General features: G+C 41.4%; 14 protein-coding genes. 11 read left to right on the top strand and 3 right to left on the bottom strand.

Annotation, left to right across the window (positions count from 1 at the left end; translation table 11 throughout):
- The first annotated feature begins 155 nt into the window (after window positions 1-155).
- The 9 genes from dnaG to MK395_RS04175 all read left to right on the top strand — a co-directional run bounded on the left by dnaG (window position 156) and on the right by MK395_RS04175 (window position 7,792).
- Window positions 156-1,916 carry a DNA primase gene (gene dnaG / locus MK395_RS04215; RefSeq protein ID WP_268711341.1) on the top strand — a complete coding sequence of 587 codons (1,761 nt, stop codon included), beginning with the start codon at window positions 156-158 and terminating at the stop codon, window positions 1,914-1,916.
- A 2-nt stretch (window positions 1,917-1,918) separates the two neighbouring features.
- Window positions 1,919-3,028 (top strand): RNA polymerase sigma factor RpoD, encoded by a 1,110-nt coding sequence (rpoD, locus tag MK395_RS04210; protein WP_000201892.1) that lies wholly within the window; start codon window positions 1,919-1,921, stop codon window positions 3,026-3,028.
- A gap of 14 nt (window positions 3,029-3,042) precedes the next feature.
- Entirely contained in the window at window positions 3,043-3,372 is a 330-nt protein-coding gene (locus MK395_RS04205) for a metal-sulfur cluster assembly factor (protein WP_268711340.1), read from the top strand.
- 113 nt (window positions 3,373-3,485) lie between these two features.
- The gene (locus MK395_RS04200) at window positions 3,486-4,529 is read left to right on the top strand and encodes a glycosyltransferase family 4 protein (protein ID WP_268711339.1); all 1,044 of its coding nucleotides are present in this window, start codon (window positions 3,486-3,488) and stop codon (window positions 4,527-4,529) included.
- An 8-nt stretch (window positions 4,530-4,537) separates the two neighbouring features.
- Window positions 4,538-5,863, top strand: coding sequence for a glycosyltransferase family 4 protein (locus MK395_RS04195; RefSeq protein WP_268711338.1), 1,326 nt, complete (start codon window positions 4,538-4,540; stop codon window positions 5,861-5,863).
- A 20-nt stretch (window positions 5,864-5,883) separates the two neighbouring features.
- Window positions 5,884-6,072, top strand: a complete 189-nt coding sequence (locus tag MK395_RS04190) for a PspC domain-containing protein (protein WP_000735790.1) — start codon at window positions 5,884-5,886, stop codon at window positions 6,070-6,072.
- A gap of 29 nt (window positions 6,073-6,101) precedes the next feature.
- Complete coding sequence (locus tag MK395_RS04185; protein WP_000863851.1) at window positions 6,102-6,236, top strand: DUF4044 domain-containing protein; 135 nt, start codon at window positions 6,102-6,104, stop codon at window positions 6,234-6,236.
- A gap of 71 nt (window positions 6,237-6,307) precedes the next feature.
- Window positions 6,308-7,618, top strand: coding sequence for a GTPase ObgE (obgE, locus tag MK395_RS04180; protein WP_268711337.1), 1,311 nt, complete (start codon window positions 6,308-6,310; stop codon window positions 7,616-7,618).
- A 9-nt stretch (window positions 7,619-7,627) separates the two neighbouring features.
- The gene (locus MK395_RS04175) at window positions 7,628-7,792 is read left to right on the top strand and encodes a hypothetical protein (RefSeq protein ID WP_000502578.1); all 165 of its coding nucleotides are present in this window, start codon (window positions 7,628-7,630) and stop codon (window positions 7,790-7,792) included.
- A 35-nt stretch (window positions 7,793-7,827) separates the two neighbouring features.
- Here MK395_RS04175 and MK395_RS04170 read toward each other — a convergent pair whose 3' ends face one another.
- From MK395_RS04170 to MK395_RS04160, 3 genes are all read right to left on the bottom strand, one after another.
- Window positions 7,828-8,298 carry an arginine repressor gene (locus tag MK395_RS04170; protein ID WP_001043019.1) on the bottom strand — a complete coding sequence of 157 codons (471 nt, stop codon included), beginning with the start codon at window positions 8,296-8,298 and terminating at the stop codon, window positions 7,828-7,830.
- Between the two features lie 320 nt (window positions 8,299-8,618).
- Window positions 8,619-8,774: a hypothetical protein gene (locus tag MK395_RS04165; protein WP_268711336.1), complete on the bottom strand. Its 156-nt coding sequence runs from the start codon at window positions 8,772-8,774 to the stop codon at window positions 8,619-8,621.
- A 42-nt stretch (window positions 8,775-8,816) separates the two neighbouring features.
- Window positions 8,817-11,099, bottom strand: a complete 2,283-nt coding sequence (locus MK395_RS04160) for a Xaa-Pro dipeptidyl-peptidase (RefSeq protein WP_268711335.1) — start codon at window positions 11,097-11,099, stop codon at window positions 8,817-8,819.
- Window positions 11,100-11,513: 414 nt separating this feature from the next.
- Here MK395_RS04160 and MK395_RS04155 point away from each other — a divergent pair, with 414 nt between their 5' ends.
- Together MK395_RS04155 and pfkA are read left to right on the top strand one after the other, a co-directional pair.
- A complete protein-coding gene (locus tag MK395_RS04155; protein ID WP_268711334.1) occupies window positions 11,514-14,615 on the top strand; it encodes a DNA polymerase III subunit alpha in 3,102 nt (1,033 codons plus the stop codon).
- A gap of 81 nt (window positions 14,616-14,696) precedes the next feature.
- The gene (gene pfkA, locus MK395_RS04150; protein ID WP_000820882.1) at window positions 14,697-15,704 is read left to right on the top strand and encodes a 6-phosphofructokinase; all 1,008 of its coding nucleotides are present in this window, start codon (window positions 14,697-14,699) and stop codon (window positions 15,702-15,704) included.
- The last annotated feature ends 62 nt before the right edge of the window (window positions 15,705-15,766 follow it).

The following is a 15,766-nucleotide window of genomic DNA, read 5'->3' as shown; positions in this document are numbered from 1 at the left end:
GAAACATGGAAGTGTTTCTGAGTTTTTTATCTCCTCTTTCTATCTAGAAAAATAAGGCAAAGAGAATTACGGAAAGCGTATGAAATGGTTTACTTTTTTTCAGAAATAAGCTATACTAGTTTACGTGAAACTATGATAAGATGGAGGTATTGTGTATGGTTGACAAGCAAGTCATTGAAGAAATCAAAAACAATGCCAACATTGTGGAAGTCATAGGTGATGTGATTTCTTTACAGAAGGCTGGACGGAACTATTTAGGGCTCTGTCCTTTTCATGGTGAAAAGACCCCCTCTTTCAACGTTGTGGAAGACAAGCAGTTTTATCACTGTTTTGGCTGTGGGCGCTCAGGAGATGTCTTTAAGTTCATCGAAGAATACCAAGGTGTGTCCTTTATGGAAGCCGTTCAGCTCTTAGGAGAGCGCGTCGGTATTCAACTAGCTATGCCTGTCCAGTCTCGTCCCCAACAAGCTTCCCCTCATCAAGCTCTATATGATATACATGAAGAAGCTGCACGCTTTTACCATGCCATCCTCATGACGACAAAGATGGGAGAAGAAGCAAGGGCTTATCTCTACAAACGCGGATTGACAGATGGTGTTCTGAAGCACTTCCAGATTGGACTAGCTCCAGCAGAGAGAACTTATCTCTACCAACGTTTATCTGACAAGTTTGAGGAAAAGGATTTATTGGATTCTGGCCTGTTTTACCTGTCAGATGGTAATCAATTTTATGATACTTTCTTTGGACGGATCATCTTTCCTTTGACCAATGACAAGGGACAGGTCATTGCCTTTTCAGGTCGTATCTGGCAAGAAACGGATAGTCAGACTGCCAAATATAAAAATAGTCGCTCGACTGCAATTTTTAACAAGAGTTACGAATTGTATCATTTGGACAAGGCAAAAAAGGGAACAGGTAAGATTACAGAGCTCTATCTGATGGAAGGCTTCATGGATGTGATCGCAGCCTACCGTGCTGGTATAGAAAATGCTGTAGCTTCCATGGGAACAGCCTTAAGCAAGGAGCATGTTGACCACCTCAAACGCTTTACCAAAAAAATTGTTCTCAGCTATGATGGCGACAAGGCAGGGCAGGCAGCAACAGCCAAGGCTTTAGAGGAGTTAAAAGACTTTTCAGTGGAGGTTGTTCGAGTACCTGATGCCATGGACCCAGATGAATATTTACAAAAGAATTCTGCTGAGGACCTGGCTTACCTTTTAACCAAGACTCGGATTAGTCCTATAGAGTTCTATATTCACCATCTCAAGCCGGAAAATAGTGATAATTTGCAGGCGCAAATCGAGTTCATTGAAAAGATTGCGCCCCTAATCGCCAAGGAAAAGTCTATCACTGCCCAGAATTCTTATATCCACATTCTGGCGGATAATCTACCTTCTTTTGATTACCAGCAGGTGGAACAGATAGTAAATGAAAATCGAATTGTTCAAAGGCAGGAAAGAGTCAAAGAGGAGCAACCTCCAGCAGCGATTAGTTTACCTGTAACGCGACAACTGACAGCAGTCATGAGAGCAGAGGCTCATCTCCTTTATAGGATGGCTGAGAATCCAGTTGTTCTAAATGACTACCGATTAAGGGAAGATTTTTTCTTTGATACCCCAGAATTTCAGATTCTTTACGAATTATTAAGTGAGCAGGGAGAAATCGGCTCAGAGGAGCTTTCTCATCAGACGCCTGAGGTTGAAAATGCTTGGTACCACGTGCTTAGCTTGGATTTGCCAGTTGAGATGTCGCCTCAAGAGCTAAAGGAAGTCGAAGCGACTCGAAACCGTGCCCTCCTCAGCAAGGACAACTTAAGAATTAAAAAGAAAGTGCAGGAAGCTAGTCATGTAGGAGATACAGACACAGCCTTGGAAGAATTGCAACGATTGATTTCCCAAAAGAGAAGAATGGAGTAATAATGGCAACAAAACAAAAAGAAGTAACCACATTTGATGTGCAAGTAGCAGACTTTATCCGTAACCACAAAAAAACAGGAACAGCAACAGATGACGAAATCAATTCAAGTCTGGTTATTCCTTTCACCCTCGATGCAGACGGCATTGAAGACCTTTTGCAACGGATTCAGGATGCTGGAATTTCTATCACAGATAACGAAGGAAATCCAAGTGCGCGTGTGCTTAGTGCAGAAGAAGAACCAGAACTGAGTGATGAGGACTTGATTGGCTCAACTTCTGCCAAGGTTAATGACCCAGTCCGTATGTATTTGAAGGAAATCGGGGTCGTTCCTCTCTTGACCAACGAAGAGGAAAAAGAATTGGCTCTAGCAGTTGAGGCTGGTGATATCGAAGCCAAACAACGTCTTGCAGAAGCCAACCTTCGTTTGGTGGTTTCTATCGCTAAGCGCTACGTAGGGCGTGGCATGCAGTTTCTGGATTTGATCCAAGAAGGAAACATGGGCTTGATGAAGGCTGTTGACAAGTTTGACTATTCAAAAGGATTTAAGTTTTCAACTTACGCAACTTGGTGGATTCGTCAGGCAATCACTCGTGCCATCGCTGACCAGGCCCGCACTATTCGTATCCCTGTCCACATGGTTGAAACCATCAACAAGCTTGTCCGTGAACAGCGGAATCTCCTTCAAGAATTGGGGCAAGATCCGACTCCTGAACAAATTGCTGAGCGTATGGATATGACACCTGACAAGGTCCGTGAAATCCTAAAAATCGCTCAAGAGCCAGTATCGCTTGAAACACCGATTGGTGAAGAGGACGATAGCCATCTTGGGGACTTTATCGAAGACGAAGTGATTGAAAATCCAGTAGACTACACAACTCGTATCGTTTTGCGTGAGCAGTTGGATGAAGTCTTGGATACTCTCACAGACCGTGAAGAAAACGTCTTGCGCTTGCGCTTCGGTTTGGACGATGGGAAAATGCGTACTCTTGAAGATGTTGGGAAAGTCTTTAACGTGACTCGTGAGCGTATCCGTCAGATTGAGGCCAAGGCTTTGAGAAAATTGCGTCAACCAAGTCGCAGCAAACCCCTTCGTGATTTTATTGAAGACTAAGAGTGAGGATTAACATGGCTTATACAGAAGAGCAAATTGAAACGATCAAAACACGCATTTTAAGTGCCTTGGAAGAAGTCATCGACCCTGAGTTGGGGATTGATATTGTCAACCTAGGTTTGATTTATGAAATTCGTTTTGATGGTGAAACAGGTCACACTGAAATTGATATGACCTTGACAACTATGGGCTGCCCACTGGCTGACCTTTTGACAGACCAGATACATGATGCGATGACAGATGTGCCTGAGGTAACTAATACCGAGGTAAAATTGGTCTGGTATCCAGCTTGGACAGTTGAAAAAATGAGCCGATATGCACGTATCGCTCTAGGAATTAAATAAAGACTAAGAAAAATGCGAGAGACGATTGGAAAATAGGATAATTTTATCCTTTTTCCAATCGTCTCTTCTTTCTTTTGCTGATTTTCTGGAAATAAAATGGTATAATGAAAGGTATGGAAAACGAAAAATTGCGTATTAATATGCTGAGTTCAAGTGAAAAAGTAGCTGGTCAAGGAGTGTCAGGAGCTTATCGAGAATTGGTTAGTCTCCTTCACCGTGATGCCAAAGACCAGTTGATTGTTACAGAGAATCTTCCTGTAGAAGCGGATGTAACTCACTTTCATACCATTGATTTCCCCTATTATTTATCTACTTTCCAAAAGAAACGCTCTGGGAGAAAAATTGGCTATGTGCATTTTTTGCCTGATACGCTTGAGGGGAGTTTGAAGATTCCATTTTTCCTAAAAGGAATTGTCAAACGCTATGTTTTTTCCTTTTACAACCGAATGGAACACTTGGTGGTGGTCAATCCCATGTTTATCGAGGATTTAGTGGTTGCTGGTATTCCGCGTGAAAAAGTAACTTATATTCCAAATTTTGTAAACAAAGAAAAATGGCATCCATTGCCAGCTGAACAAGTTGCTCAACTCCGGAAGGAAATGGATCTCGCGGAAGATCAGTTTGTCGTAATCGGTGCGGGTCAGGTTCAGAAACGTAAAGGAATTGATGATTTTATTCGTCTTGCTGAAGAATTGCCAGAAATTACATTTATCTGGGCAGGTGGTTTTTCATTTGGTGGGATGACAGATGGTTATGAACGCTACAAGAAGATTATGGACAATCCACCAAAAAATCTTATTTTCCCTGGAATTGTGTCACCAGAACGGATGCGGGAACTTTACGCTATGGCGGATCTGTTCTTGCTACCAAGTTATAATGAATTATTCCCTATGACCATCTTAGAGGCCGCTAGTTGTGAAGCTCCGATTATGTTGAGAGATTTGGACCTGTATAAGGTTATTCTTGATGGGAATTATCGTGCTACAAGTGATGTTTCCGAGATGAGAGAAGCAATCTTAGAATACAAGAATGATCCTGAAGCCTTAAAAGACTTGAAAGAAAAAGCTCGCGAGATCTCCAAAGAGTACTCTGAGGAGCATTTGTTGGAAATCTGGTTAAAATTTTATCGAGAACAGGCCGCTTTGGGCAAAAAGTGAGGTAATTTATGCGAATTGGTTTATTTACAGATACCTATTTCCCTCAAGTTTCTGGGGTCGCGACTAGTATTCGGACCTTGAAGACGGAGCTTGAAAAGCAAGGACATGCAGTTTTTATCTTTACAACAACTGATAAAGATGTGAATCGATACGAGGATTGGCAAATTATTCGCATTCCGAGTGTCCCTTTCTTTGCATTTAAGGATCGACGATTTGCCTACCGAGGTTTTACAAAGGCGCTCGAAATTGCCAAGCAGTATCAACTCGATATCATTCATACCCAGACAGAATTTTCACTTGGTTTGTTAGGGTTTTGGATTGCGAGAGAATTGAAAATTCCAGTTATTCATACCTACCATACCCAGTATGAAGACTATGTGCATTACATTGCTAAGGGCATGCTAATTCGTCCGAGTATGGTAAAATATTTGGTGCGTGGCTTCCTTCATGATGTAGATGGTGTGATTTGCCCTAGTGAGATTGTTCGTGACCTTTTATCTAAATACAAAGTCAAGGTTGAAAAGCGTGTCATCCCAACTGGAATTGAGCTGGCTAAGTTTGAACGACCTGAGATAAAAGAGGAAAACTTACTAGAGCTTCGTTCGAAGTTAGGTATTCAGGAAGGTGAGAAAATGCTACTGAGCCTTTCGCGTATCTCCTTTGAGAAGAATATCCAAGCAGTCTTAGCTGCCTTTGCGCAGGTTTTGAAAGAAGAAGACAAGGTGAAGTTGGTTGTTGCTGGAGACGGACCTTATCTGGATAGTCTGAAAGAACAAGCAGAGAAATTAAACATACAAAAACATGTGATTTTTACAGGTATGATTGCTCCAAGTGAAACAGCCTTGTACTATAAGGCAGCAGATTTCTTTATTTCTGCTTCTACTAGTGAAACCCAAGGATTGACTTATCTAGAGAGTCTAGCCAGTGGAACGCCTGTTATCGCTCATGGCAACCCCTATCTTGAAAACCTGATCAATGATAAAATGTTTGGGACCCTCTACTATGGAGAACGAGAGCTTGCAGGAGCTATTCTTGAAGCCTTGATTGCTACTCCTGATATGTCTGAACAAAAGTTGGCGGATAAGTTGTATGAGATTTCGGCTGAAAATTTTGGGAAACGAGTTCATGAGTTTTACCTTGATGCCATTATCTCAAATAACTTTGAACATGAGTTACATGATGGTCAACCTGTCAGTCAGCGATTCTTAAAAACGATTCTCTATCTACCTCAACAGGCTGTTACAAGCCCAGTAAAAGAATCCAAGCGTATTTTAAGAGCGTCTCGAAAACAATTGTCTAGCATCAGAGATTATTGGAGAGACGAATTCAAATAATAGAATAAGAGGAAGAAAAAATGAAAAAATTAATGAGAAGTGGGAAAGATCAAAAAATTGGGGGAGTATGCGCAGGAGTTGCTCATTATTTTGATATCGATCCAACAATTGTTCGTGTCATTTGGGCGGTTCTTGCATTTTGTTATGGGACAGGAGTCCTTGCTTATATCATTTTATGGTTGATTGCACCAGTTTCAACAGAATATTAAATTAAAATTATATAGAAAAAGGAGAAGTTATGGCTTTTGGAGATAACGGAAAACGTAAAAAAACTTTGTTTGAAAAGGTGACGCTTGTTGTCGTGCTCATCATGTTGTTTGTAACCCTAGCTGGTATCTTTGCAACTGCGCTTGGAGCTTTTAGTAGATTCTAAGCAAGCTACGAGGATAGAAACAATAACTAATGACTGGGTTCTCCCCAGCCTTTTTAAAGTGAGAAGAAAATATGAGTATGTTTTTAGATACAGCCAAGATTAAGGTCAAGGCTGGTAATGGTGGCGACGGCATGGTTGCCTTTCGCCGTGAAAAATATGTCCCTAATGGCGGTCCTTGGGGTGGTGATGGTGGACGTGGAGGTAACGTTGTTTTCGTGGTAGACGAAGGCTTACGTACCTTGATGGATTTCCGCTATAACCGTCATTTCAAGGCTGATTCCGGTGAAAAAGGAATGACCAAAGGAATGCACGGACGTGGTGCAGAAGATCTTCGTGTTCGCGTACCACAGGGGACTACTGTACGTGATGCGGGAACAGGAAAAGTCATTACAGACTTGATTGAACATGGTCAGGAATTTATCGTGGCTCATGGCGGTCGAGGTGGTCGTGGAAATATCCGTTTTGCCACTCCCAAAAATCCTGCACCTGAAATCTCTGAGAATGGAGAACCAGGGCAAGAACGTGAGTTGCAACTGGAATTGAAAATCTTAGCAGATGTTGGTCTAGTCGGTTTCCCATCTGTCGGCAAGTCAACTTTGCTTAGTGTCATCACTTCAGCTAAGCCAAAAATCGGTGCTTACCACTTTACGACGATTGTCCCTAATTTAGGTATGGTCCGTACGCAGTCAGGTGAATCTTTTGCAGTAGCTGACCTTCCAGGTTTGATTGAAGGGGCTAGTCAAGGGGTTGGTCTTGGAACCCAGTTTCTTCGTCATATCGAACGTACTCGAGTTATCCTCCATGTCATCGATATGTCAGCTAGCGAAGGACGTGATCCTTATGAGGATTACCTTGCTATCAATAAGGAATTAGAATCCTACAACCTTCGTCTCATGGAACGTCCGCAGATCATCGTAGCCAATAAGATGGATATGCCTGAAAGTCAGGAAAATCTGAAAACTTTCAAGGAAAAGTTGGCAGCAAACTACGACGAGTTTGAGGAACTTCCAGCTATCTTCCCTATTTCTGGATTGACCAAGCAAGGGTTGGCTACACTTTTGGACGCGACAGCCGAGTTGTTAGACAAGACTCCAGAATTCCCGATTTATGATGAATCCGATATGGAAGAAGAGGCGTACTATGGCTTTGACGAGGAAGAAAAAGCCTTTGAGATTAGTCGTGATGATGATGCGACATGGGTACTTTCTGGTGAAAAACTCATGAAACTCTTTAACATGACCAACTTTGACCGTGACGAATCGGTCATGAAGTTTGCCCGTCAGCTTCGTGGTATGGGGGTTGACGAAGCACTTCGTGCGCGCGGAGCTAAAGATGGCGACTTGGTTCGCATCGGTAAATTTGAATTTGAATTTGTAGATTAGGAGATTGATATGGGAGATAAACCGATATCATTCCGAGATGCAGATGGAAATTTTGTTTCTGCAGCAGATGTGTGGAATGAAAAGAAACTAGAAGAATTGTTTAATCGTCTCAATCCAAAACGTGCTCTTCGATTGGCACGTACAAAGAAAGAAGAAACACAGTCAAAGAAATAAAAAATTCCCGTGATCTTTTAATCACGGGATTTGTTTTATTCACTAAAGAAAAATGGCGGCGCATATTTTTTAAGACTCTCAAAACAAGCCTGCGCTTTTGCAGCATCTTCACAGATAATCATGCAGACATCGTCTCCACAAAGGGTTGCAACGACATCAGGAAAGGCCAAGGAATCAATTACAGATCCAAATGATTGGGCTAAACCGGGTAAAGTTTTCAAAATAACCTGGTGTTGCACAGGACGCAGCATAACAAGAGCGTCTTCCATATAATTTTCAAGTCGTTTTTCCCATTTGGAGATAGAGCCTGTATTTAGCACATAATAAGAATTATCCTCTTCGCGCACTTTTGAAAGGTTCATGGTTTTGATATCGCGTGATAAGGTAGCCTGTGTAACTTGGATATCATTTTCCGCTAACAAGGCTTGTAATTCAGCTTGTGTATGGATTTTGTTTTTTGAAACGAGGGCGCGGATAAGTTGGTGTCTGTGTTCTGATTTGTTCATAAAGTAAGTACTCCTTTTACAAGGTACAGCAGCGTGGACTGAACGAAAATGTCAGTCGGGTGGTAGGCGGTATTGTCATGTATGATGATTTTAAAGTCAGTAAGATAAAGAACTAGATGGAGAGATTCTCCTTCTTTTAACTTGTCACTAGTTGGGTGCAGATAAACTGGGTAGCAATCCGTTCATCTACATTGATGTTCTTTAATGACAGTGAATCATTCAATTTGGGTAGCTTTTTGTCACGGCGTTTTGTGAATTTACTCTAAATGTAATTCACAGAGATTTCCAACATGTGGTCTGGTAGCGTGTATGATAAATGGTTACACATGTTGGTTAGAGGGAGTATCTTTTGTCCAAGTTCTATCTAGGGGTTCTAAAATGCTTTCAGATGAACTGGATTTGATACGAAGTTTATGTTTGATTCGACTGTTCAAGTGGAAAGCCTTGCTTATAGGAAGTTCAATGGTCAAATTCATTGACTTTTCCTTTGAATCCTCCCATATTGAAAGTCTGGTAGATTATACCTTTTGACAAGGTAGGATAAGACTAGACTGTGCTAAATCAACAGTCAACTGATAGTCTGTATTATCTCGAATTGTAATCTCAAAGTCTGTGGTGTAGAGAACCAAACGGAGAGTATCTCCTTCTTTAAGTTTGTAGATAGTTGGTTGAAGCTCTAGCTGGAAGTCCATCCATTCATTTGGTTGGATTTCTTCAATCCTCAAGAGATTGGTTCGATTTTGAAGATTAAGGTAGCCTTTGGTGATGACACGTTGGGCACTTGGGTTGAATGGTAGTTCACAGAGATTTTCTAACATGTGGTAACGACCATTATCAATGGTTCTAGCACTTAAAACAGCTGGATAAGGCTGCAGATATTTCTTTTGTCCAAGTTCTAACAGTTGGGCTGATAATAAGCCCTTGTTCGTACTCGATTTGACACGAAGTTTCAGTTCCACTCGCCCATTTAAGTGAATGTCTTGACTTACTGGAAGGTCAATGGTGATCTGATTGGCTTTTCCTTGGTAAAGTTCAGTGTTGAAGGTCTGGTAAGTCTTACCATAACGATCAAAATCTTTTTGATCATACTGGTTTTGAATCACTTTTTCCTCATTACCAAGAGAGAAGGTATGCAGTTCGTCCTGCTTGCCAAAGTTACCAAGCACCTGCCATCTTTGCGATGCGATATTGTCCTGCCAGATAACAGTCGGAAGTTGATAGCCTGAGTCAAGTCCTAACAATTTCTTACTTAACAAGGCATTCATGGACTCGCGGAAGTCGATCGACTGCCAGTTGTTCATATAGACATGGGCACCATGATGGAAAAAGAGGTGCTTATTGATATGGCTAGGTAGGGCATGAAACATCTGGTAAACATGAAGAGGTTTGACGTTCCAATCCTGGGAACCATGCGTAAAGACGACCTCAGCTTGAACATTGTGAGCATTGAGCAGATAGTTGCGGTCATGCCAAAACTGATTGTAGTCACCAGTCTTGCGATCGAGTTTCTCTTTAACCTTTTCTAAGTCTGCTTGATGAGCTTCATTGCCACGAATATAGTCACCAGCTTGGAGGTTGCGAGAGTAGGTCAATTCAGCAAGTGAGTCAAAATCCTCACCTGGATAGCCCCCTGGGCTGGTCACTAGACCATTTTCCCGATAGTAGTTGTACCAAGAGGAAATACCTGCTTCCGCAATAATCACTTCCAAGCCATCAACACCAGTGGTGGAGAGACCATTAGACATGGTACCTAGATAGGAAATACCTGTTGTTGCGACTTTGCCGTTTGACCAGTCAGCCTTGATTTGGTGCTTGCGCGTGTGGTCCGTGAAAGCACGACAACGACCATTGAGCCAATCAATGACATTTTTATATGCCTCAATCTGCTGGTAGTCCCCATTGGTCATGAGCCCTTGGGAATCCCTGGTACCAACACCCGATACATAGAGATTGGCAAATCCACGTGGGAGGAAGTAGTCATTTAGAGTATATGAGCTATTGATATGAGATAGCTTTTCTTCAGCTTCTGTGACAACTTCTGCTTGACCATGAGGTTCGACTAAATTTAGCTTAGGCTCCTCAAGTTCAATGGTGTGGGGCAGTTTGACCTCAAGCTCTCCCTCCATTTTGTAGAGAGCCTTGTCACTGGCTTTGTCGTTAGTCCCTTGGTGATAAGGGCTGGCAGTCATAAGAGCAGGTACTTGACCATCATAACGCGGGCGAATAATGCTGACCTTGACTAAGTCAGGGAGACCGTCGTTATCAGTATCCACACGGCTCTCGACATACACGACTTCACGAATGACATTGTGAGTAGAGAAGGTTGCCAAGCTCTTACCGTTAAAGTAGTGGTAGTGATTATCTTCTGAAATGAGTCCATCACTAACAAGCTGATCGATGAGCGTATTTCCTTTTTTCGTTCGTGTATTGAGTAACTGATAAAGATTTTCAATGAGATCCCCATAAACAATAGGAAAACCAGTTTCTTTACGAAACTGTTCGGCATCCTCAAAGTCAACAAGATAGCTAAATCCTAAAAGTTGAAAAACTACTGTGTAGAAAATCTCCGCAGTTAACTCACGGTCTGACTGGAAAAAGGTTACTAAATCTGTTTCTTTATCCGCAGCCAAAGTCGACAAGGCATAATCCGTGTTAGAATAAGTGAAAAAACTCCAACGAATGAAGTCTTCAAACTGTCTTTTTAAGGACAGTTGGGGTGACAGCTTTAGACCAAGACCTTCTAATTCCTCAAATCGTTGAGAACTAGTGGTTGGTTGGTAGCTGAATTGATTAAAACGCATGTTTCTCTCCTTTGAAAACAGACTGGATTTATTATATCAAAAAAGAGGGAAAAATGGAATAAATAAACTTAAATGAAATAAATTTCTTAAACCAGCATATCTATTTGGTAAGTTATTATAAAATGCTGAATAAATACCATAGAAGTAAGCCTTTTTCTAGAGATTTTTATATGTAAAACTGCATATAACTCCTATCTTTATTATTCTTCGTTTGGTATAAATATATCTAAATTTACATTTAAAACTATCATATAATATTAATTTTTTATTTCTTTCCTCTGAGAAATGAAGAACTTAACAGTAAGAAGAGAAGAAGTTTGTAACTGATGATAGTGAAAAGAAAGTGCAGAGTTACTTCAATATCCAACTTAAAATGGTATAATAGTAGTAAAACGAAAGCAAGGAGGAGAAGAAATGATTGCACAGCTCGATACCAAGACTGTTTACAGTTTTATGGAAAGTGTGGTTTCGATTGAAAAATACGTACAAATGGCTAAAGAATACGGCTATTCTCACCTTGCTATCATGGATGTGGATAATCTCTATGGAGCCTATCATTTTCTAGAAGCAACTCGTAAGCATGGTATTCGACCTTTAATTGGTCTAGAAATGACCTTGGTCAAAGATGAGGAAAATATTTCTCTTCGTTTTCTAGCCCTATCCACTAAAGGTTATCAAGAGTTGATGAAGTTATCCACTTTAAAAATGACTGGACGGAAAAATTGGTCTGACTTCACCTCCCACCTCGAAGATGTGGCCATTATTGTTCCCTATTTTGAGGGAATCGAACAGTTAGATTTGGGGCACGATTATTTTATCGGTGTCAGTCCAGATACTCCTCAAGAAGTCTTTACCAGACCTATTCTTCCACTCTATCAGGTCAACTCTTTTGAAAAAGAAGATATTCAAGTTTTACAAATCTTATCAGCAGTCAAGGACAATGTCAGCCTGAGAGAAGTGGATCTACATTCACAACAAGGGATTTTTTTGCCTGCCTCAGACTTGGAAGCAGGGTTTAAAAATCGCTTCCCTCAGGCGCTTGCCAATCTCCAAGGTCTGATAGAGAATGTAAGCTATCAAATCGACCCAAGTTTAAAACTCCCTCGCTTTAATCCTGAAAGACCAGCGGTCGAAGAACTTAGAGAGAGAGCTGAGCAAGGCTTGAGTGACAAGGGGCTAACCTCAGCTCTCTATCGTGAGCGACTAAATGAAGAATTAGCTGTGATTCATGATATGGGCTTTGACGATTATTTCCTTGTAGTTTGGGATTTGCTCCGTTTTGGACGTTCCCAAGGATATTATATGGGAATGGGGCGTGGTTCTGCGGTTGGTAGTCTGGTGGCTTACTCACTGGATATCACAGGGATTGATCCGGTTGAAAAGAACCTGATTTTCGAGCGCTTTTTAAATCGTGAGCGCTATACCATGCCTGATATCGATATCGACATTCCTGACCTCTATAGGCCGGAGTTCATTCGCTATGTTCGTGATCGCTATGGCAGTCAACATGTGGCACAGATTGTCACTTATTCGACCTTTGGAGCAAAACAGGCAATTCGTGATGTTTTCAAACGCTATGGCGTTCCAGAGTACGAATTAACAAATATTACGAAAAAAATCAGTTTCCGAGATACGCTAACGACGGCCTATGAAAAGAATTTGCAATTTAAACAGGTCATCAATAGCAAGATTGAATACCAAAAAGCTTTTGAGATTGCTCGAAAGATTGAAGGGTATCCTCGTCAGACCTCTATCCATGCGGCCGGAGTCGTTATGAGTGACCAAGACTTGACGGACTATATTCCTCTAAAATATGGTGAGGATATGCTGATTACCCAGTATGATGCTCATGGTGTCGAAGCTAATGGCCTTTTAAAAATGGATTTCCTAGGTCTACGTAACCTAACTTTTGTCCAAAAAATGCAGGAATTACTGGCTGAGTCAGAAGGTATTAATCTGAAAATCGAAGAGATTGACTTGGAAGACAAAGAAACTCTGGCTCTCTTTGCTGCTGGAAATACCAAGGGGATTTTCCAATTTGAACAACCTGGCGCCATTCGACTCTTGAAACGAGTTCAGCCGCAAGTCTTTGAAGAGGTAGTAGCAACGACATCCCTCAACAGACCAGGTGCTAGTGATTATATTGATAACTTTGTCGCTCGTAAGCACGGGAAAGAAAAGGTGACGGTGTTAGACCCTGCCTTGGAGGACATTCTGTCATCAACCTATGGTATTATGCTCTATCAAGAGCAGGTCATGCAGGTTGCTCAGCGTTTCGGAGGATTCAGTCTTGGTAAAGCCGACATTCTCAGACGAGCCATGGGTAAGAAAAATGCTAAAGAGATGCATTTGATGAAGGAAGATTTTATCACAGGAGCTATGAAATTGGGGCATACAGAAGAAAAGGCTAATCAAGTTTTTGCAGTGATGGAAAAGTTTGCCGGCTATGGATTTAACCGATCCCACGCTTATGCCTACTCAGCCCTGGCTTTCCAACTAGCTTATTTCAAGACACACTATCCTGCTATTTTCTTTCAAGTTATGTTGAATTATTCCAGTAGCGATTACATTGTAGATGCATTGCAGATGGGCTTTGAAGTAGCTCCCTTAGGAATCAACAGCATTCCCTATCATGATAAAATTTCTCAGAAGAAAATCTATCTTGGTCTAAAAGCCATTAAGGGAATGCCAAGAGATTTGTCTTACTGGATTATTGAAAATCGTCCTTTCTCAAGCATTGAAGATTTTGTCACACGTCTTCCCAAGAATTACAAGAAACTGTCGCTTTTGACGCCTTTGGTTGAACTAGGGCTTTTTGATGAATTTGACAAGAATCGCCAGAAAATCTTAGTAAACCTACCAAACTTATTTGTTTTTGTTGAGGAGTTGGGTGGTCTCTTTGCAGATGCAAGCTATAGCTGGACTGAGGCGGATGATTTTACGGAAGCAGAGAAATTTTACAAGGAGCAGGAACTAGTCGGGGTAGGTATCAGTGCCCATCCTCTCCAAACTCTTGCCAAACAAGCCCTATATCCGACGACGCCAATCGCTAATCTAACCGAGGGAACTCAAGCCACTCTCTTAGTTGAAGTGCAAAAGATTAAAGTGATTCGAACCAAGAAAGGCGAGAGTATGGCTTTTCTACAGGTTCATGATAGTAAGTCTCGGATGGATGTAACTGTATTTTCAGACCAATATAGAAAATATGCTTCCATTTTATCCGAAGGGAAATTCTACTACATCAATGGCAAAGTTCAATCTCGAGATGGTCGTCTGCAAATGATTGCACAAGATTTGAAAGAAGCAGTGGCGGAACGATTCTGGATTCAAGTTAAAAATCATGAATACGATAAAGAGATTTCAAATATCCTAGAACAATACAAAGGCCCAATTCCTGTCATTATCAGGTATGAAGAGGAACAAAAAACAGTTGTTTCTACTCAACATTTTGTAAGAAAAGATTCTGCTCTAGAGGAAAAATTAGAGGGAATTGCTATGAAAACGATTTATCGCTAAAAATACGGAAAATAGAAGAATTTTCGATTTAAATGTGGTATAATCAGTAAGAATGTTAAAAGAAAAAGGAGCATAAACCAAATGAAACGTATTGCTGTTTTGACCAGTGGTGGAGACGCCCCTGGTATGAATGCTGCCATCCGTGCAGTAGTTCGCCAAGCAATCTCAGAAGGAATGGAAGTTTTTGGTATCTATGATGGGTACGCTGGTATGGTTGCCGGTGAAATTTATCCACTTGATGCTGCTTCAGTAGGAGACATCATTTCTCGTGGTGGTACTTTCCTTCACTCTGCTCGTTACCCTGAGTTTGCACAACTTGAAGGCCAACTTAAAGGGATTGAGCAATTGAAAAAACACGGTATCGAAGGAGTCGTAGTTATCGGTGGAGACGGTTCTTATCACGGAGCTATGCGCTTGACGGAACATGGGTTCCCTGCTATTGGACTTCCAGGTACAATCGATAACGATATCGTAGGGACTGACTTTACAATCGGATTTGATACTGCAGTTACGACTGCAATGGATGCGATTGATAAGATTCGTGATACATCATCAAGTCACCGTCGTACTTTCGTTGTTGAAGTAATGGGACGTAACGCTGGTGATATCGCTCTTTGGGCTGGTATCGCAACTGGTGCTGATGAAATTATCATCCCTGAGGAAGGCTTCAAGATGGAAGATATCGTAGCTAGTATCAAAGCTGGTTATGAGCACGGTAAAAAACACAACATTATCGTTTTGGCAGAAGGTGTTATGTCAGCAGCTGAATTTGGTCAAAAACTAAAAGAAGCAGGAGACACTAGTGACCTTCGTGTAACAGAACTTGGTCACATCCAACGTGGTGGATCACCAACTGCGCGTGACCGTGTATTGGCATCACGTATGGGGGCACACGCTGTTAAACTCCTTAAACAAGGAATCGGTGGTGTCGCTGTTGGTATCCGTAACGAAAAAATGGTTGAGAATCCAATCCTTGGTACAGCAGAAGAAGGAGCTTTGTTTAGCTTAACTGCAGAAGGTAAGATTATTGTTAACAACCCTCATAAAGCTGATCTTGAACTTTCTGCTTTGAACAAGAGCTTGTCCTAATCAACTTTCATTAATTTGGTAACATGACCATAAAAGGTCGAATTATATAAAGGAGTCACAAA

This window comes from Streptococcus oralis (assembly GCF_026782085.1).
GTDB lineage: Bacteria > Bacillota > Bacilli > Lactobacillales > Streptococcaceae > Streptococcus > Streptococcus oralis_DA.
Note: the sequence above shows the minus strand (reverse complement) of the source record. Positions and strands in the feature narration are given on the sequence as shown.

Excerpts from the sequence above, each read along its gene's own strand:
- MK395_RS04175 (WP_000502578.1), top strand. The coding sequence starts at position 7,628 with ATGGGAGATAAACCGATATCATTCCGAGATGCAGATGGAAATTTTGTT.
- MK395_RS04170 (WP_001043019.1), bottom strand. The coding sequence starts at position 8,298 with ATGAACAAATCAGAACACAGACACCAACTTATCCGCGCCCTCGTTTCA.
- MK395_RS04190 (WP_000735790.1), top strand. The coding sequence starts at position 5,884 with ATGAAAAAATTAATGAGAAGTGGGAAAGATCAAAAAATTGGGGGAGTA.
- MK395_RS04165 (WP_268711336.1), bottom strand. The coding sequence starts at position 8,774 with ATGAATTTGACCATTGAACTTCCTATAAGCAAGGCTTTCCACTTGAAC.
- dnaG (WP_268711341.1), top strand. The coding sequence starts at position 156 with ATGGTTGACAAGCAAGTCATTGAAGAAATCAAAAACAATGCCAACATT.
- MK395_RS04185 (WP_000863851.1), top strand. The coding sequence starts at position 6,102 with ATGGCTTTTGGAGATAACGGAAAACGTAAAAAAACTTTGTTTGAAAAG.
- pfkA (WP_000820882.1), top strand. The coding sequence starts at position 14,697 with ATGAAACGTATTGCTGTTTTGACCAGTGGTGGAGACGCCCCTGGTATG.
- rpoD (WP_000201892.1), top strand. The coding sequence starts at position 1,919 with ATGGCAACAAAACAAAAAGAAGTAACCACATTTGATGTGCAAGTAGCA.
- MK395_RS04205 (WP_268711340.1), top strand. The coding sequence starts at position 3,043 with ATGGCTTATACAGAAGAGCAAATTGAAACGATCAAAACACGCATTTTA.
- MK395_RS04160 (WP_268711335.1), bottom strand. The coding sequence starts at position 11,099 with ATGCGTTTTAATCAATTCAGCTACCAACCAACCACTAGTTCTCAACGA.
- obgE (WP_268711337.1), top strand. The coding sequence starts at position 6,308 with ATGAGTATGTTTTTAGATACAGCCAAGATTAAGGTCAAGGCTGGTAAT.
- MK395_RS04200 (WP_268711339.1), top strand. The coding sequence starts at position 3,486 with ATGGAAAACGAAAAATTGCGTATTAATATGCTGAGTTCAAGTGAAAAA.
- MK395_RS04195 (WP_268711338.1), top strand. The coding sequence starts at position 4,538 with ATGCGAATTGGTTTATTTACAGATACCTATTTCCCTCAAGTTTCTGGG.
- MK395_RS04155 (WP_268711334.1), top strand. The coding sequence starts at position 11,514 with ATGATTGCACAGCTCGATACCAAGACTGTTTACAGTTTTATGGAAAGT.